The organism is Paraburkholderia unamae (assembly GCF_003096875.1).
Taxonomy (GTDB): Bacteria; Pseudomonadota; Gammaproteobacteria; order Burkholderiales; family Burkholderiaceae; genus Paraburkholderia; species Paraburkholderia unamae.
Map to the genome: position 1 here is coordinate 336,569 of NZ_QEOB01000007.1, position 19,758 is coordinate 356,326.

Below are 19,758 nucleotides of genomic sequence, written 5' to 3' on the forward strand. Positions count from 1 at the left end.
TTGTGAGCGCAACAAAAAAGGCACCCTCGGGTGCCTTTTTTGTTGCCGCTCGAAACGAAGCGATCGATCAGATCTCGATCTTCGTCCCGAGTTCGACCACGCGGTTCGCAGGAATGCTGAAGAAGTCCGTGGGCTTCGCCGCGTTCTGATGCATCCACGCAAACACGCGCTCGCGGAAAATCGACATGCCGGGCAACTGCGTCGGCACGACGGTCTCGCGGGCAAGGAAGAACGAGGTATCCATCATCTCGAACGTCATGTTGTGGGTGCGCGAAATTTCTTCAAGCACGGCCTGCACATCGGGCGTTTCGTTGAAGCCGTAATCGGCCTTCACGAGATAGAGCCCGCCGCCCACGTCCTTCACCGTCACGCGATCGGCGTCCGCCACGTAGGGAATGTCGCGGATCACGAAGGTCAGGAAAATCGTGCGCTCGTGCAGCACCTTGTTGTGCTTGAGGTTGTGCAGCAAGCTCACCGGCACCAGTTCCTCGCTGCCCGTGAGGTAGATGGCCGTGCCCGACACGCGGTGCGGCGGGTGCGCGAGCAGCCCTTGCAGGAAGGGCATGAGCGGAATGCCGTCGGCGGCCGTACGCTCCTTCACGATCATGCGGCCCTTGAACCAGGTCATCAGCAGGAAGAACAGCAGCGCGCCAATGCCGAGCGGCAGCCAGCCGCCCTCTTCGACCTTCAGCAGATTCGCGCCGAAGAAGCCCAGATCGACGGCCAGCAGCACCGTGATGATGCCGGTGACGAGCGCCTTGTTCCACTTCCACACTTTCGTCATCACGACGGCGACGAGCACCGTGGTGATCACCATCGTCGCGGTCACGGCGATACCGTAGGCGGCGGCCAGATTGTCCGAACTCTTGAAGGCCACCACGATGCACAGGATGATGAAGAGCAGCATCCAGTTCACGACCGGCACGTAGATCTGGCCGATGGCGAGATCCGACGTGTGCAGGACCTTCATGCGCGGCACGTAGCCGAGCAGGATGGCCTGGCTCGTGAGCGAGTACGCGCCCGAAATCACGGCCTGCGAGGCAATCACGGTGGCGACCGTGGAGAGCACGACGAGCGGCAGCAAAGCCCAGTCGGGCGCGAGCAGGAAGAACGGGTTTTCGATCGCGCGATGGTCCTGCATCAGCAGCGCGCCCTGCCCGAAGTAGTTGAGCACGAGCGAGGGCATCACGAGCGTGTACCACGCGCAGCGAATGGGCTTCGCGCCAAAGTGGCCCATGTCGGCGTAGAGCGCTTCCGCGCCGGTCAGCACCAGCACGACCGAGCCGAGCACCACATAGGCTTGCAGCATGTGCGCGCCCATGAAGGAGATCGCGTAATACGGGCTGAGCGCGGCGATGACGCCCGGCGCCTGCACGATGCGCGAGACGCCCAGCACGGCGATGGTGATGAACCACAGCACCATGATCGGCCCGAACAGGCGGCCGACGAGCGCGGTGCCGTGCCGCTGGATCCAGAACAGCAGGACCAGGATCACCATGGTGAGCGGCAGCACGAGGTGCGAGAGCTTGGGCGCCGCGATCTCCAGACCTTCCACCGCCGACATGACGGAGATGGCCGGCGTGATGACGGCGTCGCCATAGAACATGCACGCGCCGAAGATGCCTAGCGCCGTGAGCAGCGCGGCCGATTTGCTCTTGCGGTTGAACGAGCGCATGGCGAGCGCCATGAGCGCGAGCACGCCGCCTTCGCCGTTGTTGTCGGCGCGCATCACGAAAAGGACGTACTTGATGCTCACGACGATCACGATCGCCCAGAACAGGAGCGAAATGACGCCGAGAATGGAGGTCTCGTTGAGCGGAATGCCGTGAGACGGGCTGAATGCCTCTTTCAGCGAGTACAGCGGACTCGTGCCGATGTCGCCGAACACCACGCCGATGGCCGCTACGGCAAGGGAAGGTAGCGGCTGTTTGGCCACGTGTGTGCTAGTTGTCATATACGCGGTAGTCCGTTTCGAGGCGGAAAAAACGAGCGCTATTCTAAACCGGGCTGCGGCGGAATCCGAGCCATCGTCGCGGCACTGCGACATACCTTGTCCCCGCGCAGTGTAGCACCGGCCCCAAACGCCGTCTGCCCGCCTGCCCGTCTGCTCGCTCGCTGGCGTTTCGCATGCGCGGCATGGGACGCGTCGCGGCGCTACGAGACAAAAAAAACGGAGCCATGAAGGCTCCGTTTCTGGTAGGCAGCGCCGCGCGGCCCCAAGGCCCCGTGGCACGCAGCCAGCCCTTACTTCTGCGCGTCCTGCGCCTGCTGCAAACCGCGCTTGATCCACGCACCGAGGTTGTGCGGGCGAACCGTATCCCACTCCTCGAACGGCTGGTGGATCCACGGATTGGTCGGCAGATGCTGGACGAAATAGTCCGGCGTCACCTTCGAGCAGCCCTTGTACCAGAGCACGGCCGAGCGCACGCCGGTCACAGCCGGGTAACGCTCCTTGAGGTGCTCCTGCACGCGTGCGAGCGTGACGCCCGAATCGACGAGATCGTCGACGAGCAGCACGTTGCCCTCCAGATGACCGCGCGTCATCGTGATGTACTGTGCGATGTCGAGATCGCCCTGCTCCGTGCCCGCGGCTTCGCGGTACGAGCTCGTCGCGAGAATCGCGAGCGGCAGGTCATAGATGCGCGAGAGCTGGTCGCCCACGCGCAAACCGCCGCGCGCGAGACACAGGATCTGATCGAATTTCCAGCGCGACTCGTGCACCTTCAGCGCAAGCAGTTCGATCAGCCGGTGATATTCATCCCAGCCGACCCACAGGTTTTTCTCGTCATTGCGCGGGTCCATCATTTGAATCATTTTTGCTTCTGCCTTCTTACGACTTAGACCTTGAACGGATGGCGCAGCAGGATCGTTTCGTCACGATCCGGGCCGGTCGAAACCATGTCGATCGGCACACCGGCGACTTCCTGCACGCGCGTGAGGTAAGCCTGCGCGCTCTTCGGCAGCGCGTCGAACTGCGTGATGCCGATGGTGCTTTCCTTCCAGCCCGCGAACGTTTCGTAGACCGGCTCACACGCGGCCACTTGCGAGGCGCCGCGCGGCAGGATGTCGAGATCCTTGCCGTCGACCTTGTAGCCCACGCACAGCTTCACTTCGTCGAGACCGTCGAGCACGTCGAGCTTCGTGATGCACAGACCCGTCACGCCGTTGATCTGGATCGAGCGGCGCAGCGCGGCGGCGTCGAGCCAGCCGGTGCGGCGCGGACGGCCCGTGACCGAACCGAATTCCTTGCCGACCTTCGCGAGCGTGAGGCCGACTTCTTCCTGGCGATCGGCGTTGTCGGCGTCGTACAGTTCGCTCGGGAACGGGCCCGAACCGACGCGCGTGCAGTACGCCTTGGTGATGCCCAGAACGTAGTTGAGCTTTTGCGGACCGACGCCCGCACCAGCGGAAGCCGCACCCGCGACGCAGTTGCTCGACGTGACGAACGGATAGGTGCCGTGGTCGATGTCGAGCAGCGTGCCTTGCGCGCCTTCGAACAGCAGGTTGCCGCCTTCGTTGTTCACGTCATAAAGACGACGCGAAACGTCCGTAACCATCGGCTTCAGACGATCGGCGTACGAGAGCATCGTGTCGAGCGTTTGCTGATAGTCCACGGCCGGCGCACCCAGATACTGGGTGAGCACGAAGTTGTGGTAATCGAGGTTCTCGCGCAGGCGAGCGGCGAAGTTTTCCGGCTCGAACAGGTCCTGCACGCGCAAGCCGCGACGCGCCACCTTGTCTTCGTAGGCCGGGCCGATGCCACGACCCGTCGTACCGATCTTCGCGGCGCCGCGCTTGGCTTCGCGCGCCTGGTCGATGGCGATGTGGTACGGCAGGATGAGGGTGGTCGCTTCGGAGATGTAGAGGCGCTTCTGGACGTCGATGCCCGCTTCTTCGAGCTCGCCGATTTCCTTGAAGAGCGCTTCGGGCGAAAGCACCACGCCGTTGCCGATGTAGCAGGCGACGCCGGCGCGCATGATGCCCGACGGGATCAGCCGGAGAATGGTCTTCTTGCCGCCGATGATGAGCGTATGGCCGGCGTTGTGACCGCCCTGGAAACGCACCACGCCTTGCGCGTGGTCCGTCAGCCAGTCGACGATCTTGCCCTTGCCCTCATCGCCCCATTGGGTGCCCACGACGACGACGTTGCGCCCCGGGGTTACATTCACTGCGCTGGCAGACATGGTGTTTCGTTAGCTGGTTAAAAACGTATTCTACCTGGGTTCGGCGGCAAGGCCGCCTTTTTTTCCCGCAATTCGCGGAAATTCCTTTTGCGCTCAACGGCATGCGCGAATTGGAGCGCCCTGCGGGACGCTTGCCCAGGCCCTTGGCGGGCGGCGCAAATGGCCGCCCGGGCGTGCTTCTCAGACGTGCTTTTCGACGACCCAGACACCGTCGCGCTCGACGAGCACGCGGTCACAGGCGAACTCGTCCATGTCGTGCTCGTGGCCCGGCAGCGCCTGGATCACGACCTCGCCCGCGTCGCGCAACGCGGCGATGGCGGCGCGCAGCGTCTCGTCATGGCGCCACGGCGCGAGAACCGCGCTGCTGCGCGCCTCGACGGGCGAAATGCGCGCCACTTCGCGCAGGTCGAGCGAAAAGCCCGTGGCCGCGCGGGCGCGTCCGTAGACCTCGCCCACCTTGTCGTAACGGCCGCCGCGCGCCACGGCGTTGGGCACGCCGTCCACATAGGCCGAGAACATCACGCCGCTGTGATACGCGTAGCCCGCCAGATCCGCGAGGTCGATCATCAGTTCGGCGCCTTCGATTTCGCCCACGAGGAACGCGAGGTCGTCGAGCGCACGGGCGATGCCCGGCAGCGCCGGCAGACGCTCGCGCGCTTCATCGATCACGCTCGCGTCGCCGTAGAGCGCAGGCAGCGCACGCAGCGCGTCGCGCGACACGGCTTCGAGGTTCTGCGTGAGTTCCGCGAGGCGCGGCACATCCTTGCCAGCCAGCGCTTCATACAAAGCGTCGCCGAGCGCCGCTGCGGCCGGATCGGCCTCGAAGATCGCCGCGAGCACGCCCGCGTGCGAGAGGTCGAGGCGCACCTTCGCGAGGCCCGCGAGGCGCAGCGCGTCGAGCATCAGCTGCTGGATTTCGAGATCGGCTTCGAGGCCCGCATGGCCGTAGATTTCAGCGCCGATCTGGATCTGCTCGCGCGTGGCGTGCAGGCCGCGCGGCAGCGTATGCAGCACGTTGCCCGCATAGCACAGGCGCGTTACGCCCTGGCGGTTGAGCAGGTGCGCGTCGATGCGCGCGACTTGCGGCGTGATGTCGGCGCGCAGACCGAGCGTGCGGCCCGAGAGCTGATCCACGAGCTTGAAGGTGCGCAGATTCAGGTCGCGCCCGCTGCCCACGAGCAGCGACTCCAGGTATTCGAGCATCGGCGGCATGACCATCTCGTAGCCATACGCGCGGAAGCGGTCCAGCAGACGGCGGCGCAGCTCTTCGATCTTGCGCGCCTCGGACGGCAGCACGTCTGCAATATTCTCGGGAAGTAACCAGGTCGACATCGGTTGAGTCCTACCACAATGAGGGCCGCGTGCGGCGAGACGCCACACGCAGCCGATAATTCGGAATCCGGCAAATACACGGCGACGGCCCGTGGCCGTCAGGTCGCCAGCATCAGCAGCACGAGGCCGAGCCCCATCACGATGAGCCCACCGATCCGGATGTGATGCGGCGGCCGCTCCGCGATTTTACGAAATGTGTCACGCCACGCCGTCGGAAAGACGAACGGGAACATGCCCTCGATAATCAGCATCAGCGCGATCGCGAGCAAGAGGGAGCCAGCTATGTCCATGCGAAGGAAAAGCGCCGCGCGGTGCGCGGCGCCTGTGTCTCGTTTTGTCTAGTGTTTGCGCGGCGCGGCGGAAGGCTGTGACGTATCGCCACCGCCCGTGCCGCCGTTCGGGCCACGCATGAAGCGGAAGAACTCGCTCGACGAATCGACGACGATCACGTCGCCGGGCCGGAAGCTCTCACGGTATGCGAGCATGCTCTGGTAGAACCGGTAGAAGTCCGGGTCGCGCCCGAACGCCTCGGCGGCGATGGCCGCGGCCTTACCGTCGCCTTCACCCTTGATCGCCTGCGCCTGGGCGTAGGCATCGGCCACCACGCCCTGCTGCTTGCGTTCCGCGTCGTCCTTGATCTGCTGCGCCTCGGCCGCGCCCTTCTCGCGCGTTTCGGCCGCGGCCTGCTCGCGTGCGGCGCTCATGCGCTTGAAGACCGTTTCGGCCAGCTCCGGCGGGTAGTCGACGCGCGTGAGCTCGATCGAGATCACGTCGATGCCGAGCGCTGCCGCGGTCTGCCGCAACGCATCGCGCGCGCCGTTGGCGATGGCTTCCTGCTGCCCGAGCGCCTCCGTGAGCGTGACTTTCGAGAACGCGTCGCTGAGCGCGTCGCGCGAAAGCGCGGCAAGGCGGTCGGCGAGCGTCTGCGCGTCGCCCTTGGTGGCGGCGAACAGCTTGAGCGGATCGGAAATGCGGTAGCGCACGACCGGGTTCACGAGCAGCTCGGTTTTGTCCGAGGTCGTGTAGCGGTCAGCGTCCGGGGCGTCGAAGGCCTGAACACGCGTGTCGATCCACGTGACGGTCTGGAACGGCGGCGGCAGCTTCACATGAAGCCCCGGACCCGCGAGCGTGGCGTTGGCCCCGCCCGATGAAGAAACAATGGCGACGTGACGCGGATCGACCATGAAAACGGCCGACGAGGCAACCAGCACGACAACCACGACGGCGACGACGAGCGCAATGATCTTGTTCATATCGGCGCTCCCCTTATTGCACGTCGTCTTCGCGACCGCGCGAGCGAAACGCGTCGCGCGACCGGAAGGCGTCGCTCGCGGCGGCCGCCGCGTCGCTGGCCGTGGGCGCGGGAGCCGCGCCTTGCTGCTGTGCGCCTGGTTGCGCGCCTGGTTGCGCACCTTGCTGCTGTGGCTCACTCGTGGCCGCCGGCGCGGAAGCGGCGCCCGCGTCCGAGGCCGCGCCCGGCGCTGCCGCGGCGGCGCCCGGAGCCGCGACAACACCCGCTGCCGCCGCGGCGCGCAGGCGCGTCGCGTCGACGAGCTTGTCGAGCGGGAGATAAATCACGTTGTTGCCCGACTTGCTGTCGACGAACACCTTCGTCGCGTTCGAGTAGATGTGCTGCATGGTGTCCAGATACATGCGCTCGCGGATCACGGCAGGCGCCTTCGCGTATTGCTCGTAGACCTGCGTGAAGCGTTGTGCGTCGCCCTGCGCCTGCGAGACCACGCGCTCGCTATACGCCTTGGCGTCGTCGATGAGGCGCGTGGCGTCCGCCTGCGCGCGCGGCAGCAACTGGTCGGCGTAGGCCTGTGCGTCGCGCTTCGCGCGCTCGCGGTCCTGGCGCGCCTTGGCTTCGTCGTCGACCGCGGCCTGCACCTGGTCGGGCGCGGACACGCTCTGGATCGCCACGCCGGTCACGCCAAGACCCGTCTTGTACTCGTCGAGCGCATGCTGGATCGTGTCAGCCAGTTGCGCGCGAATCGGCTCGCGGTCCGCATAGAGCACGTCGGTCGTGCTGCGCGCACCCACCACCGTGCGCACCGCGGCCTGCGCGGCCTGGGTGACGGTGAGGTCGGGGTCGACGCTGCGGAAAAGGTAATCGGTAGGCTGCTTCACCTGGTACTGGACCGTGAAACGCACGTTGAGAATGTCACCGTCATGCGTGATGACCGCGGCGTCCTTCACGTTCGCGGGACGCACGAGGTTGCTGCGGCCGATCTCGACGGTGCGGATCTGGCCGACATTGACGATTTCGTGGGTCTGGAACGGATACGGCAAGCGCCAGTGCACGCCCTGGCCGACCGTGTGGCGATACTGGCCGAACTGCAACACGACACCGGCCTGGCCTTCCTGGACGACGAACACGCCGCTGCCCACGTAGATCGCGATGAGCACGCCGAGCACGATGCCCACGCCAATGCGCGCGCCATGACCGTTATCCGGGCGCGGCCCGAAGCCGCCCGGCCCCTTGCCCTTGCGGCCAAAGAAAGCGGACACGCGGCGGTTGAAGTCGCGCCACATTTCGTCGAGATCGGGCGGGCCGTCACCCTTGTCGCCCTTGTTGCCGTTATTGCCCGACGGGCGACGCGAGTCGTCGGGGCGCTGACCATTGCCCTCGCCTCGTCCCCAACGCGGGTCGTTCAGCGAGAAAATGGCGCGCGCGCGCTGCCAGCCAGTCCGCTTGTTGTAATCGTTCACCTGTGTTCGTTCACCAGAGTAGACAGCGGGTCAATTGCGTGCGGATTCGATCGGAACCACCGGGGAACCGCCGGGCCGGCCCTGCATGCAAGGCGGGCGACGGCAGGCGCGCTTCAGCGCTCGTGCCCGGCTTCCCAGCCTGATTCTTGCTGCGCCGCGCTCCAGTCGGCGCCCAGGGGCTGCGACGTTTCGGCAAGCGGCTCGGCAGTCGCAATTTCAGCGATGGCGGAGCGCAGCGCGTCAAGTCCGACACCCGTGCGTGCGCTCAAAAAGACGCGCGAAATATTACCATATTCATCTCGCTCGACCGTTCCGCCGCGGGCCGCCAGCTCTGGCACCGCGTCGATCTTGTTGAAGACGAGCACCTGGCGGATCGTGTCCGCGCCGATATCGCGCAGCACCTCGTTCACCTGATCGATCTGGTCGAGGCGCACGGCGCTCGACGCATCGACCACGTGCAGCAGCAGGTCGGCCTGAACCGTTTCCTGAAGCGTTGCGCGGAACGCGGCGACGAGCTGGTGAGGCAGTTCGCGGATGAACCCGACCGTATCGGAGAGCACGATCTGGCCCACTTCGTCGCCGAGCCAGACACGCCGCGAGGTCGTGTCGAGCGTCGCGAACAACTGGTCAGCGGCGTAGGCCTGGGCCTTCGTGAGCGCGTTGAAAAGCGTGGACTTGCCCGCGTTCGTATAGCCCACGAGCGAGACCGACATCGTACGGTTGCGTTCGCGCTGGCGCCGTTGCGTGCCGTGCTGGCGACGCAGCTTCGCGAGCTTGCCCTGAAGCATCTTGATGCGCTCGCCAATGAGCCGGCGGTCGGTTTCGAGCTGCGTTTCACCGGGACCGCGCAGACCGATACCCCCCTTCTGGCGCTCAAGGTGAGTCCAGGCGCGCACGAGGCGCGTGGCGAGATACTGAAGCTGTGCGAGCTCGACTTGCAGCTTGCCTTCGTGGCTGCGGGCGCGTTGCGCGAAGATGTCGAGAATGAGGCTCGTGCGGTCGATCACGCGGCGATTGAGCGCACGCTCCAGGTTACGTTGCTGGGCGGGCGACAGCGCGTGATTGAAAATGACGATTTCGACGTCGTTGGCCTCGCAGGCGAGACGCAGTTCATCGGCCTTGCCGCTGCCGATAAACATGGCGGCGTCGGGGCTCGAGCGTCGGCCGGTGAGCGTGACGGCGGGATGGGCGCCCGCGCTTTTGGCGAGCAGGCTGAGTTCTTCGAGACTGGCTTCGAAGTCGGTCTTGCCGAAGTCGATGCCGACAAGTGCGGCGTTGATCAAATTAGCGGATGTCAAAATGAAAGCGGCCGGACCGAAGCCGCCTGGAAGGCGCCCCGGGCCGGCCGCGTCATGGATCAGGACGCTTCCGAATCCGGGTGGAAATTCACCGGACGGGCCGGGACGACCGTGGAAATGGCGTGCTTGTAAACCATTTGCGTAACCGTATTACGGAGCAACACGACGTACTGGTCGAACGATTCGATGTTCCCTTGAAGCTTGATGCCGTTGACCAGATAGATCGAAACAGGCACGTGCTCCTTGCGCAGCGCGTTCAGAAACGGGTCTTGTAACAATTGCCCTTTGTTGCTCATAGCAAACTCCGTATTTTTTTGCAGGTTTAACTTATATTGGGGTGAAGAAAAAGAAATCCACCACCAATCGCTACACTATAGCTGATTCTCGTTCCCCCGCGCGGTTCCTGGCGGTTCGGCCAGGAGGCCTTTGCGCGGTAGCGAACGCTCGTCAGCAACAGCGCGCTATTTATCGGTATAGGGGTTCGTCGAGGAACGAAACTCTATGCGCAATGGAGTGCCGGTGAGCGAGAAAGTTTCCCTGAAACGGTTCTCCAAATAGCGCTTGTAGGTTTCGGTCACGGCGTCGAGTGCATTACCGTGAATCACGATAATCGGCGGGTTCTGTCCCCCCTGGTGCGCGTAGCGCAGTTTCGGGCGAACCGGACCGCGACGGCGCGGCTGCTGGAACTCCACGGCTTCGATGAGCGCGCGCGTGAGCTTCGGCGTAGGCAGCTTCGCCATGGCGGCCGCATAGGCCTCGTCGACCGAGCGCATCAGCGGGCCGATGCCGAATTTTTCCGTCGCCGAGATGAAGCGCATTTCCGCGAAGTCGAGGAACTTCAACTTGCGTTGCAGGTGGTGCTTGGTGCGCTCGCGCGCGTGATCGTCCATGCCGTCCCACTTGTTCACGCCCACCACGAGGGCGCGCCCCTGCTCCACCACGAAGCCCGCGATATGCGCGTCCTGGTCGGAGATTTCCTGCTGCGCATCGAGCAGCAGAATCACCACATTGGCGTCGGCGATCGATTGCAGCGTCTTCACCACCGAGAACTTCTCGATCGCCTCGAACACCTTGCCGCGGCGGCGCAGGCCGGCCGTGTCGATCAGCGTGTACTTCTTGCCGTTGCGCTCGAAATCCACGTAGATCGAATCGCGCGTCGTGCCCGGCATGTCGAACGCGATCACGCGGTCTTCGCCGATCAGCGTATTGACGAGCGTGGACTTGCCCACGTTCGGACGACCGACGATCGCGATCTTCACGCCGTGCTTCGAGGCATCTTCTTCGCTTTCCTCGGGCTGATCGGCGTAGGCCTTTTCAAGCGCCTCGTTGATCATCTCCGTCACGCCGTCGCCGTGCGCCGCGGAAATCGCGCGCGGGTCGCCAAGGCCGAGCTCGTAGAAGTCGGCGGCCACGGCGCTGTACTTCATGCCCTCGGCCTTGTTCACGACGAGGAAGATCGGCCGCCCGGTCTTGCGCAGGTAGTCGGCGATGTGCTTGTCCTGCGGCGCGAGACCATTGCGACCGTCGCAAATGAACACGACGATGTCGGCTTCTTCCACGGCTTGACGCGTCTGACGCGCCATCTCGTGAAGGATACCGTCCTTGGCCACGGGTTCGAAGCCGCCGGTGTCGACCACGAGATACGCGCGATCGCCCACACGCCCTTCGCCGTAGTGGCGGTCGCGCGTGAGGCCCGGCAGGTCGGCCACCAGCGCATCGCGCGAACGCGTGAGCCGGTTGAACAGCGTGGATTTCCCCACATTGGGGCGCCCGACGAGGGCGATTACGGGTTTCATCTGATCTTTTCTACAGTAAGGCGCGGCGCCGGAGAGTCCGGCGCGCTGCGCGGCAAGCCCTGCGCCAGCAAGGCTGCATCAGTTGCAAATTATCACGAAATTCACGAGCGGGGCCGCGGCCCCGAGCCGAAAGTGCGCGGCGGCCGAATCCGGCCACCGTGCATCCGCCGCTGACGGCAACGACAGGAAGCGCGGCCGTGCGCGCCGCGATCCCAAAATGCGCGCGGCCGGCTTGAGCCGGCCAGCGGGAGCGGCGCCGGAACCAGCCGGCTTCGCCGCCTTGCGCAATCCGCGTGCAACAGACTGCCGCTCGTGAAACGCGGCCGCCTGTGTCTTGCCCGCGGTGCGAATGTCTTGCCTGATGCGCCGGCTGTGCGGGCCGGCGCGCGGACGCTGCCTTGAGGCTTGAGGCGGCGCCCGACAGAATGGCGCTTAATGCGGACGCAAGCCGTAGATATCGCCGTCCTTCGTCTGCACAACCAGCGTATTGCCGGCCAGCACCGGTGCGGCCGTGATCGGGCTGCCGTCAGTCTTCACGCGCGAGACAAAGCTGCCGTCGTCGAGCGAGAGGAAGTGCACGTAGCCCTGATAGTCGCCGAGCACGAGCGCGTGGCCCAGCACCGCGGGCACGCTCACATCGCGGCTCTTGAGCTTTTCGTTCGTCCAGGTCGGCTGGCCCGTCGACACGCTGAAGGCCCGCACGACCGACCAGTCGTCGCCGCCCGCCACCGTGCTCTCGTCCTGAGCGATGCCGCTCGTGCTCGAGAACGCCTTTTGCCACATCGGACGACCCGAGTTGGCGTCGAAGCAGCCAAGCTGCCCCTGGAACGTGACCGCGCAGGTCGTCGCGCCGACGAGCGTGGGCGGGCCGCTCACGTCGTTGATGCGCTCGACTTCCGTCACGCCCTTCGGATACGAAACCGGCGTTTCCCAGAAGGCATCGCCGCTCTGGATGTTGATGGCCGCGAAGGTGCCGCCCGGGAAGCCCGCGAGCACCGCCTGGTCGCCCGCGAACGTCATGCCCGCCGACACGCGCAGGTTCAGCGGCACGGCACGGTTGCGGTAGATCCACTTCTGCTCGCCCGTTTGCCCGTTGAAGGCGACGATCTGGCCGTCGATCGTGCGTACGATCACAAGACCGTTACCGACGAGCGGCGGCGAGATGATCTCGCCCGGCGCCTTGGCTTGCCACGACAGCTTGCCGTTCGCGTCGAGCACGTAGACGTCGCCCTTCAGGCCGCCGACGGCCGTGAGATTGCCGTCGCTGCCCACGCCCGCCGAGAGGTCGTCCTTGAGCTTCGTGCGCCAGACTTCCTTGCCCGACGTCGCGTCGATCTTCGCGACCGAACCGTTTTCGCCCGCCGCATAGACGGTGTCGCCCACGGCGACCGGCGCGAACAGATAGCGGCCGGCCTTGCCGACGCTCGCCTTCCACACCTGCTGGACGTCCAGCACCGGCTTGAACTCGGTCAGCGGCACCGGCACGCGGCGCTCGTCTTTCGTCGATGAGCAGGCTGCGAGAGCCAGGACGGTCATCGCGAAAGCGACGGGCACTACGGTTCGTTTCAGCAGATTCATCGGTGAACGAAGCATGAATGAAGTTGGTTTTGAATGGTTTCGCAACGCCATGCGCCTTTCGCGCAGGTTAGCCGCCCAGTGCGTCCAGCTTGAACTGGATCAGCTGACGCTCGGAAGCGTCGCTCTTCGGCAGGCTGTCGAGGGCCAGCTTGTAGGCCGCGCGCGCGTCGTCGCGCTTGCCGGCGGCCGACAGCAGGTCGCCGCGCCCGTCGGCGACGACGCCCTTGAACGGGCCCGAATCGGGTTGAGGAATCAGCGCGAGGCCCTGATCGTAGGCCTTTTCGTCGAGCAGCAACGAGGCGAGACGCAGCTTCGCGATCTGGCGGAATTCGTTGTCCTTCGCGTGGTCGGCCGCCCATTGCAACTGGGCTTTCGCACCGGCCGTGTCGCCCACCATATAGAGCGACTTGGCCACGGCGAGCGCCGTCATCTGCGCATAGGCGGTGCCGCCGAAGCGGTCTTCCATGTCCGACGCCACGCGCGTGAGCATCGCCTTGTCACTGCCGCTCGCGGCCTGCTGCACCTGGTCGTACAGCACGGCGGCCTCGGCCGCCTGACGGCGCTGCCAGAAGTTCCAACCGTTCCACGCGGCGAGCGCGAGCAGAACGATCAGCACGACCCACGTAGTGGCGTTGCCCCACTGCGTCCACCATGCCTTGAAGCTCTCGATCGATTCCTGTTCGTCGTGGTAACTCATCGCGTAGCGATTCCTCGTTTATTCTCAAGCCTGTTTTCGAATGCCCGGCAACCTGTGCGCCCCCTCACGGGAGCGCACTGTTCAATCGTCGCCGTCTTCGGCGGATGCAACCATCGCATTGATCAGATATTCGGTCAAGTCCTCGAGCGCTACCGTTTGTTGCTCGTTGCGGGCCTCGGCGTCGACGCCGCGCAGCGCCTTCACGCCCGCCTCGCCCTTCGCCACTTCGTCCTCGCCGAGCACCACGGCGAACGCCGCGCCGCTCGCATCCGCGCGCTTCATCTGCGACTTGAAGCTCGCGCCCTGACCGTCTGCGCTGCAATGCAGGATGACGTCGAGCCCCGTGTCGCGCAGCCGCTCGGCCACGATGAACGCCTGCTCGCGCGCCGTTTCGCCCTGGTGGACAACGTAGACGTCGCAACCATCCTCGTCCGGCACGAGGTCTTCTTCCTTGAGCAGTTCGAGAATGCGCTCGATGCCCATGGCCCAGCCGCACGCGGCCGTGGCCTTGCCGCCCAGTTGCTCGATCAGCGGATCGTAGCGGCCGCCCGCCGCCACCGTACCCTGCGCGCCGAGCTTGTCGGTCACCCACTCGAACACGGTCAGATTGTAGTAATCGAGACCGCGCACGAGACGCGGATTGATCTTGAACGGAATGTTGTTCGACTTGAGGATGCGTTGCAGCCCCTCGAAGTGCGCGAGCGACGCCTCGCCGAGGAAGTCGATCAGCTTCGGCGCCTTGTCCGCGATCTCTTGCAGCGCGGGGTTCTTCGTGTCGAGCACGCGCAGCGGGTTCGTGTAGAGGCGGCGCTTGCCGTCTTCATCGAGCAGATCGACGTGCTGCTCCAGATACTTGATGAGCTCCACGCGATGCGCCGCACGCTCCTCGGCCACGCCGAGCGAGTTGAGTTCGAGCTTGATGCCCGTGAGGCCGAGGTCGTCCCAGAGGCGCTGGCACATCAGGATGATTTCAGCGTCCGCATCCGGGCCCGCGAAACCGAGCGCCTCGACACCCACCTGATGGAACTGGCGATAGCGGCCGCGCTGCGGACGCTCGTGACGGAACATCGGGCCGATGTACCACAGGCGCTTCGGGCCGTCGTAGAGCATGTTGTGCTCGATCGACGCGCGCACGGCCGCAGCCGTGCCTTCCGGGCGCAGCGTGAGGTTCTCGCCGTTGAGCGCGTCGGTGAAGCTGTACATCTCCTTCTCGACGATGTCCGTCACCTCGCCGATGCCGCGCGTGAAAAGCTGCGTATGCTCGACGATCGGCGTGCGGATATTTTGATAGCCGTACGAACGAAGCAGCGACTTCACCGTGGTTTCGAAGAATTCCCACAGCCCTGCCTCCTGCGGCAGGATGTCGTTCATGCCCTTCACACCCGTGAGCTTTTCGGGCTTGCGTTTTTGTTCAGTCATTGCGTTGCGGATGGCGTTATTCGGTTGTGCGTATCGAACCAGATCGAAACTGCGGCAGAACTACAAAGAACTGCGGACGGCCCGGCGAACCGGCTCAGGTCGTCGCTTCGGCCTTGCCGTACTTGCGCGCCACGTAGTCGCTCACGATCTGCTGGAATTCTTCGGCGATGCGCTCACCGCGCAGCGTCTTCACCTTCTCGCCGTCGATGAACACCGGCGCCGCGGGATTCTCGCCCGAGCCCGGCAGGCTGATGCCGATGTTGGCGTGCTTCGACTCGCCCGGGCCGTTCACGATGCAGCCCATCACGGCGACGTTCATCGTCTCGACACCCGGATACTCGCCGCGCCAAAGCGGCATTTGCGCGCGCAGATAGTTCTGGATCTGCGAGGCCAGCTCCTGGAACAGCGTGCTGGTCGTACGGCCGCAGCCGGGGCACGCGATGACCATCGGCGTGAACGAGCGCAGGCCCATGGTCTGGAGGATTTCCTGGCCGACCACGACTTCACCCGTACGCGCGCCACCCGGTTCCGGCGTGAGCGAGATACGAATCGTGTCGCCGATGCCCTGCTGGAGCAGCACGGAAAGCGCGGCCGTCGAAGCGACGATGCCCTTCGAGCCCATGCCCGCTTCCGTGAGGCCCAGGTGCAGCGCGAAGTCACAACGCTTCGCGAGTTCCTGGTAGACGGCGATCAGGTCCTGCACGCCGCTCACCTTGCACGACAGGATGATCTTGTCGCGGCCGAGGCCAAGCTCGACTGCGCGCTCCGCCGAGCCGATGGCCGACTGGATGAGCGCTTCATACATCACGCTTTGCGCTTCCCACGGCGTCGAACGCGCGGCGTTCTCGTCCATCATGCGCGCGAGCAGGTCCTGGTCGAGGCTGCCCCAGTTCACGCCGATACGCACCGGCTTGTCGTACTTGATGGCCGCTTCGATCATCTGCGCGTATTGCGTGTCGCGCTTCGCGCCCTGGCCCACGTTGCCCGGGTTGATGCGGTACTTCGAGAGCGACTCGGCGCAAGCCGGATAGTCGCGCAGCAGCAGATGGCCGTTGTAGTGGAAGTCGCCGACGAGCGGCACCGTCACGCCCATGCGGTCGAGTTGCTCGCGCACGTGCGGCACGGCCGCCGCCGCTTCCGGCGTGTTGACCGTGATACGCACGAGTTCCGACCCGGCCTGCGCGAGTTCCTTGATCTGGATCGCGGTGCCGATGGCGTCGGCGGTATCGGTGTTGGTCATCGACTGCACGCGCACCGGCGCGTCGCCGCCGATCGTCACCAGTTGACCGCCCCAGCGCACATGCACGGCGTGCGACTTGCGGCGCGGCGCGTGGCCGCCGAGGACCGGCTCGTTCGAGCAGATCTGACTGTTGCTGGTCGAAGATTGCGTTTCGCTTTGCATCGAAAAACCCATTTACGCCTCACGCGCCAGCGCTAGCTCGCTAGCGGCGGCCCAACGTGAATTGAAAAAGCGTCGCGGCCGGCAAACAAACGCTTCGCCGGCCGCGACGCATGCCATGTCCTGATCAGGGCAACACGAAGCGCGCGACATTGCCGCGCGCCGACGCGTACTTCGACGCGTCGACCGGTTGGCCGTCGATGGTCATCGACTCGATGCCCGCCCGGTTGCCCACGGTGATCTTGAGCGGCTCGGTGCCGGTGATCTCACGGGCGTCGCTGCCGTGGATCATGCCCGAGAACACTTCCTTGCCATCCTTCTGACGCACGCTCACCCAGGTGTCCTGCGTCACGCGGATCGCGAAGGTCGAGGTGTCCGCGCCGCTGTCGGCTGCGGCGTTTTGCGCCGCAGGCGCGCTCGCCGCCTGGGCCTTCGCCGCAATGGCCGCGCTTGCGGCGTTAGCCGCCGCCGCGCCGGGCGCCGGCGCGCTGGCCGCCGCGGGACGCGCTGCCTGCTGCACCGGTTGAGGCGCGGGCTGGGCCGTCACCTGGGGCGCGCTGGCCGCCGCCTGCTGCGCGGGCGCGGCACTGCCGTTTTCGCCTGCGCTGTTTGCATTCGCCGCGTCGTTGGTGTCGCCGGCTGCCGGCGCCGCCTGCTGCTCCGACTCCTGCGCCGCCGAAGCACCGCCCGCACCCGTCGCCTCGCCTTGCGTGACCGTGGGCGACGACGCGCCCGTCTGGACGCTCGCGCCGTTCGCCATCGCCTTCAGGCGCGAGAACCATGCCGACGACTCGCCGCTGTTCGTATGCCACATCGAGAGGGCGAGCACCGCAATGACGATGATCCCCACGCCCCAGAGCCACGAAGCGCGACGGCGCGGCGCACGCGCGCCGCCACCGCCGAGCGAGAGCGAAACGCGCCCGCGCGGCAGGTCCGAGCCTGCCGAAGCGGGCATCGACAGATCCGGCTGCGCGATGCCGCGCTCGCGGCGCAGCACCTGCGTAAACGGCGCGGAATCGGTGCCGAGCAGCTTCGCGTATGCGCGCACCACGCCCAACGCGAACGTCGTGTCCGGCAGATGGCTGATATCGCCCGCTTCGAGCTCGCGCAGCTTCGACACCGCCACCTTCAGACGCGCCGAGACGTCCTCGACCGCCCAGCCCTTGGCCTCGCGCAGTTGTGCCAGCCGCGCGCCGGCCGCAGCCAGCGTGTCGGGCACGGCCTGCACCGGCGAGGGCGCCGAACGACCTGCGTTGCTGTCAGTTCCGTCTGTCCCGAAAGGGTGCTGCGGCTCGCTCATCCCAAAGTCCTTGCGTCGATTCTTTTCCATACTGCAACCGGTGGGCCGCGGCGCATCCCGCCCCCGCCTCTACCCGATTCGCAGACCGTTTATAACAAAATGCGCAGCCCGTTGCGAAACCCCAGGCCGCTTCCGATCGCTTCTGCAACTTTCTTTTCAAATACCGCCTGCGACAGCGCGTTCCCCCTGCTCGCCGCCGCGGCTTCTTCCTGCATCGGCCTCAGTGTTGAACCGGCCGAACTTCGATCACCTTGCCCGCGGCCCGCCCCGTGCGCTCGGCAAGTCGCGTACGGTCCTTCACCTCGCCGGCGAGCTGCCCGCAGGCCGCGTCGATGTCGTCGCCGCGCGTCTTGCGCACGGTCGTGACGACGCCCGCATCCATCAGGATCTGCGCGAAGCGCTTGATCTGGTCCGATTTCGAGCGCAGCAGGCCCGACTCCGGGAACGGATTGAACGGGATCAGATTGAATTTGCACGGCACGTCGCGCGTCACAGCGAGCAATTCCCGCGCGTGCTTTTCGGTGTCGTTGACGCCGTCGAGCATGCAGTACTCGAACGTGATGAAGTCGCGCGGCGCGACTTCCAGGTAACGCTGGCACGCCGCCATCAATTCGCGCAGCGGGTACTTGCGATTGAGCGGCACGAGCTCGTCGCGCAGCGGGTCGTTCGGCGCGTGCAGCGAAACGGCGAGCGCCACGGGCAATTCGGCGCCCAGGCGGTCCATCATCGGCACGACGCCCGACGTGGAAAGGGTGACGCGCCGGCGCGACAGGCCATAGGCATTGTCGTCGAGCATCAGACGCATGGCGGGCACGACCGCGTCGTAGTTCAGAAGCGGCTCGCCCATACCCATCATCACGACATTCGTGATGACGCGCTCGCCCTTGCCGTCACCGCCGGTCGCGCGACCGCCCGCCTCTCCGAGAAGCGAGGCGCGCAAGGCGAACTCCGCCATGCGCAGCTGGCCGATGATCTCGGCGGTGGTGAGATTGCGTGAAAAACCTTGCTTGCCGGTGGAGCAGAACCGGCAATTGACCGCACATCCCGCCTGCGAGGACACGCACAGCGTGCCGCGATTCTCTTCGGGGATGAACACGGTTTCGACCGCGTTGCCGTTGCCGACGTCCACGAGCCATTTGCGCGTGCCGTCGGAGGAAACGTTGTCGCTGATGATGCCGGGCATGCCGATGGTGGCGCGCCCTTTGAGCTTCTCGCGCAGCGATTTGGCCAGATCCGTCATGCCGTCGAAGTCGGCGGCGTTGTACTGATGGATCCAGCGCTGAAGCTGCTTGGCGCGAAACGGCTTCTCGCCCAGGCTCTCGCAATAGGCGACAAGCCCTTGGGCGTCGAGATCGAGAAGGTTGACGGTGGAACTGCTCGTCATATCGAATCCTGCCATTTCAGTGCGAGAGCGCGCTCACCGCCCGTATTGCCCGGCTGCCCGCGCATTGGCGGGGCAACGGGAACCGGGCGGCAAGCGTCATCGCCGTTCGCGACCCTATGCTACTACTGCTATCTGCCCGCGCCTTGCTTAGCGCGAGTAGACGTTGACTTGCGGGAAGAAGAACGCGATTTCGACGGCAGCCGTCTCAGCTGCGTCCGAACCGTGCACGGCGTTCGCGTCGATGCTGTCGGCGAAGTCGGCGCGGATCGTGCCCTTTTCAGCCTTCTTCGGATCGGTTGCGCCCATCAGTTCGCGGTTCTTCAGGATGGCGTTCTCGCCTTCCAGCGCTTGAATCATCACCGGACCCGAGATCATGAAGTCGACGAGATCCTTGAAGAACGGACGCTCTGCGTGAACAGCATAGAACTTCTCTGCGTCGGCGCGCGAGAGGTGGACCATGCGCGAGGCAACGATCTTCAGGCCAGCGTTTTCGAAGCGGCTGTAGATCTGACCGATCACGTTCTTTGCCACTGCGTCCGGCTTGATAATCGACAGGGTGCGTTCGATCGCCATAAAAACTCCAGAAAATTAAGAGGTTACAGATTCAAATGAATCCGCAATTGTAGCATGTTCCAATGTATGATTGCGATTGAACCCTC

Annotated in this window: 18 protein-coding genes; all 18 read right to left on the minus strand. The window is 65.1% G+C overall.

Features of this window, described 5'->3' with window-relative positions; translation table 11 throughout:
- Positions 1 to 67: 67 nt before the first annotated feature.
- The gene (locus tag C7402_RS17255; RefSeq protein WP_112172871.1) at positions 68 to 1,954 is read right to left on the minus strand and encodes a potassium transporter Kup; all 1,887 of its coding nucleotides are present in this window, start codon (positions 1,952 to 1,954) and stop codon (positions 68 to 70) included.
- Positions 1,955 to 2,244: 290 nt separating this feature from the next.
- Complete coding sequence (locus C7402_RS17260) at positions 2,245 to 2,814, minus strand: phosphoribosyltransferase (protein WP_112172872.1); 570 nt, start codon at positions 2,812 to 2,814, stop codon at positions 2,245 to 2,247.
- Positions 2,815 to 2,837: 23 nt separating this feature from the next.
- On the minus strand, positions 2,838 to 4,184 hold the full coding sequence (locus tag C7402_RS17265; RefSeq protein WP_112172873.1) for an adenylosuccinate synthase: 1,347 nt from the start codon (positions 4,182 to 4,184) through the stop codon (positions 2,838 to 2,840).
- A 180-nt stretch (positions 4,185 to 4,364) separates the two neighbouring features.
- The gene (locus tag C7402_RS17270) at positions 4,365 to 5,516 is read right to left on the minus strand and encodes an ATP phosphoribosyltransferase regulatory subunit (RefSeq protein WP_116611410.1); all 1,152 of its coding nucleotides are present in this window, start codon (positions 5,514 to 5,516) and stop codon (positions 4,365 to 4,367) included.
- A gap of 98 nt (positions 5,517 to 5,614) precedes the next feature.
- A complete protein-coding gene (locus C7402_RS17275) occupies positions 5,615 to 5,806 on the minus strand; it encodes a DUF2065 domain-containing protein (protein WP_028210024.1) in 192 nt (63 codons plus the stop codon).
- 48 nt (positions 5,807 to 5,854) lie between these two features.
- On the minus strand, positions 5,855 to 6,769 hold the full coding sequence (hflC, locus tag C7402_RS17280) for a protease modulator HflC (RefSeq protein WP_112172875.1): 915 nt from the start codon (positions 6,767 to 6,769) through the stop codon (positions 5,855 to 5,857).
- 13 nt (positions 6,770 to 6,782) lie between these two features.
- On the minus strand, positions 6,783 to 8,228 hold the full coding sequence (hflK, locus tag C7402_RS17285) for an FtsH protease activity modulator HflK (RefSeq protein WP_116611411.1): 1,446 nt from the start codon (positions 8,226 to 8,228) through the stop codon (positions 6,783 to 6,785).
- Between the two features lie 113 nt (positions 8,229 to 8,341).
- Positions 8,342 to 9,511, minus strand: a complete 1,170-nt coding sequence (hflX, locus tag C7402_RS17290) for a GTPase HflX (RefSeq protein WP_425273788.1) — start codon at positions 9,509 to 9,511, stop codon at positions 8,342 to 8,344.
- 74 nt (positions 9,512 to 9,585) lie between these two features.
- A complete protein-coding gene (gene hfq / locus C7402_RS17295) occupies positions 9,586 to 9,822 on the minus strand; it encodes an RNA chaperone Hfq (RefSeq protein WP_027814901.1) in 237 nt (78 codons plus the stop codon).
- Positions 9,823 to 9,987: 165 nt separating this feature from the next.
- Entirely contained in the window at positions 9,988 to 11,322 is a 1,335-nt protein-coding gene (gene der / locus C7402_RS17300) for a ribosome biogenesis GTPase Der (protein WP_112172877.1), read from the minus strand.
- Between the two features lie 432 nt (positions 11,323 to 11,754).
- A complete protein-coding gene (gene bamB, locus C7402_RS17305; RefSeq protein ID WP_116611451.1) occupies positions 11,755 to 12,900 on the minus strand; it encodes an outer membrane protein assembly factor BamB in 1,146 nt (381 codons plus the stop codon).
- 67 nt (positions 12,901 to 12,967) lie between these two features.
- Positions 12,968 to 13,597, minus strand: a complete 630-nt coding sequence (locus C7402_RS17310) for a tetratricopeptide repeat protein (RefSeq protein WP_116611412.1) — start codon at positions 13,595 to 13,597, stop codon at positions 12,968 to 12,970.
- Positions 13,598 to 13,678: 81 nt separating this feature from the next.
- Positions 13,679 to 15,016, minus strand: coding sequence for a histidine--tRNA ligase (gene hisS / locus C7402_RS17315; protein ID WP_116611413.1), 1,338 nt, complete (start codon positions 15,014 to 15,016; stop codon positions 13,679 to 13,681).
- Between the two features lie 94 nt (positions 15,017 to 15,110).
- Positions 15,111 to 16,418 (minus strand): flavodoxin-dependent (E)-4-hydroxy-3-methylbut-2-enyl-diphosphate synthase, encoded by a 1,308-nt coding sequence (ispG, locus tag C7402_RS17320; RefSeq protein WP_116611452.1) that lies wholly within the window; start codon positions 16,416 to 16,418, stop codon positions 15,111 to 15,113.
- A 124-nt stretch (positions 16,419 to 16,542) separates the two neighbouring features.
- The gene (locus tag C7402_RS17325) at positions 16,543 to 17,715 is read right to left on the minus strand and encodes a helix-turn-helix domain-containing protein (protein ID WP_116611414.1); all 1,173 of its coding nucleotides are present in this window, start codon (positions 17,713 to 17,715) and stop codon (positions 16,543 to 16,545) included.
- Between the two features lie 89 nt (positions 17,716 to 17,804).
- Positions 17,805 to 17,930, minus strand: coding sequence for a hypothetical protein (locus tag C7402_RS48010; protein WP_258397139.1), 126 nt, complete (start codon positions 17,928 to 17,930; stop codon positions 17,805 to 17,807).
- A gap of 5 nt (positions 17,931 to 17,935) precedes the next feature.
- Positions 17,936 to 19,099 (minus strand): dual-specificity RNA methyltransferase RlmN, encoded by a 1,164-nt coding sequence (gene rlmN / locus C7402_RS17330; protein ID WP_112172881.1) that lies wholly within the window; start codon positions 19,097 to 19,099, stop codon positions 17,936 to 17,938.
- A gap of 147 nt (positions 19,100 to 19,246) precedes the next feature.
- Positions 19,247 to 19,672, minus strand: coding sequence for a nucleoside-diphosphate kinase (gene ndk, locus C7402_RS17335; protein WP_112172882.1), 426 nt, complete (start codon positions 19,670 to 19,672; stop codon positions 19,247 to 19,249).
- Positions 19,673 to 19,758 lie beyond the last annotated feature (86 nt).

What these genes read in the sequence shown, in the direction of transcription:
- C7402_RS17255 (WP_112172871.1), bottom strand. Translation starts at nt 1,954, where the DNA reads ATGACAACTAGCACACACGTGGCCAAACAGCCGCTACCTTCCCTTGCC.
- C7402_RS17260 (WP_112172872.1), bottom strand. Translation starts at nt 2,814, where the DNA reads ATGATTCAAATGATGGACCCGCGCAATGACGAGAAAAACCTGTGGGTC.
- C7402_RS17265 (WP_112172873.1), bottom strand. Translation starts at nt 4,184, where the DNA reads ATGTCTGCCAGCGCAGTGAATGTAACCCCGGGGCGCAACGTCGTCGTC.
- C7402_RS17270 (WP_116611410.1), bottom strand. Translation starts at nt 5,516, where the DNA reads ATGTCGACCTGGTTACTTCCCGAGAATATTGCAGACGTGCTGCCGTCC.
- C7402_RS17275 (WP_028210024.1), bottom strand. Translation starts at nt 5,806, where the DNA reads ATGGACATAGCTGGCTCCCTCTTGCTCGCGATCGCGCTGATGCTGATT.
- hflC (WP_112172875.1), bottom strand. Translation starts at nt 6,769, where the DNA reads ATGAACAAGATCATTGCGCTCGTCGTCGCCGTCGTGGTTGTCGTGCTG.
- hfq (WP_027814901.1), bottom strand. Translation starts at nt 9,822, where the DNA reads ATGAGCAACAAAGGGCAATTGTTACAAGACCCGTTTCTGAACGCGCTG.
- der (WP_112172877.1), bottom strand. Translation starts at nt 11,322, where the DNA reads ATGAAACCCGTAATCGCCCTCGTCGGGCGCCCCAATGTGGGGAAATCC.
- bamB (WP_116611451.1), bottom strand. Translation starts at nt 12,900, where the DNA reads ATGAATCTGCTGAAACGAACCGTAGTGCCCGTCGCTTTCGCGATGACC.
- C7402_RS17310 (WP_116611412.1), bottom strand. Translation starts at nt 13,597, where the DNA reads ATGAGTTACCACGACGAACAGGAATCGATCGAGAGCTTCAAGGCATGG.
- hisS (WP_116611413.1), bottom strand. Translation starts at nt 15,016, where the DNA reads ATGACTGAACAAAAACGCAAGCCCGAAAAGCTCACGGGTGTGAAGGGC.
- ispG (WP_116611452.1), bottom strand. Translation starts at nt 16,418, where the DNA reads ATGCAAAGCGAAACGCAATCTTCGACCAGCAACAGTCAGATCTGCTCG.
- C7402_RS17325 (WP_116611414.1), bottom strand. Translation starts at nt 17,715, where the DNA reads ATGAGCGAGCCGCAGCACCCTTTCGGGACAGACGGAACTGACAGCAAC.
- C7402_RS48010 (WP_258397139.1), bottom strand. Translation starts at nt 17,930, where the DNA reads ATGCAGGAAGAAGCCGCGGCGGCGAGCAGGGGGAACGCGCTGTCGCAG.
- rlmN (WP_112172881.1), bottom strand. Translation starts at nt 19,099, where the DNA reads ATGACGAGCAGTTCCACCGTCAACCTTCTCGATCTCGACGCCCAAGGG.
- ndk (WP_112172882.1), bottom strand. Translation starts at nt 19,672, where the DNA reads ATGGCGATCGAACGCACCCTGTCGATTATCAAGCCGGACGCAGTGGCA.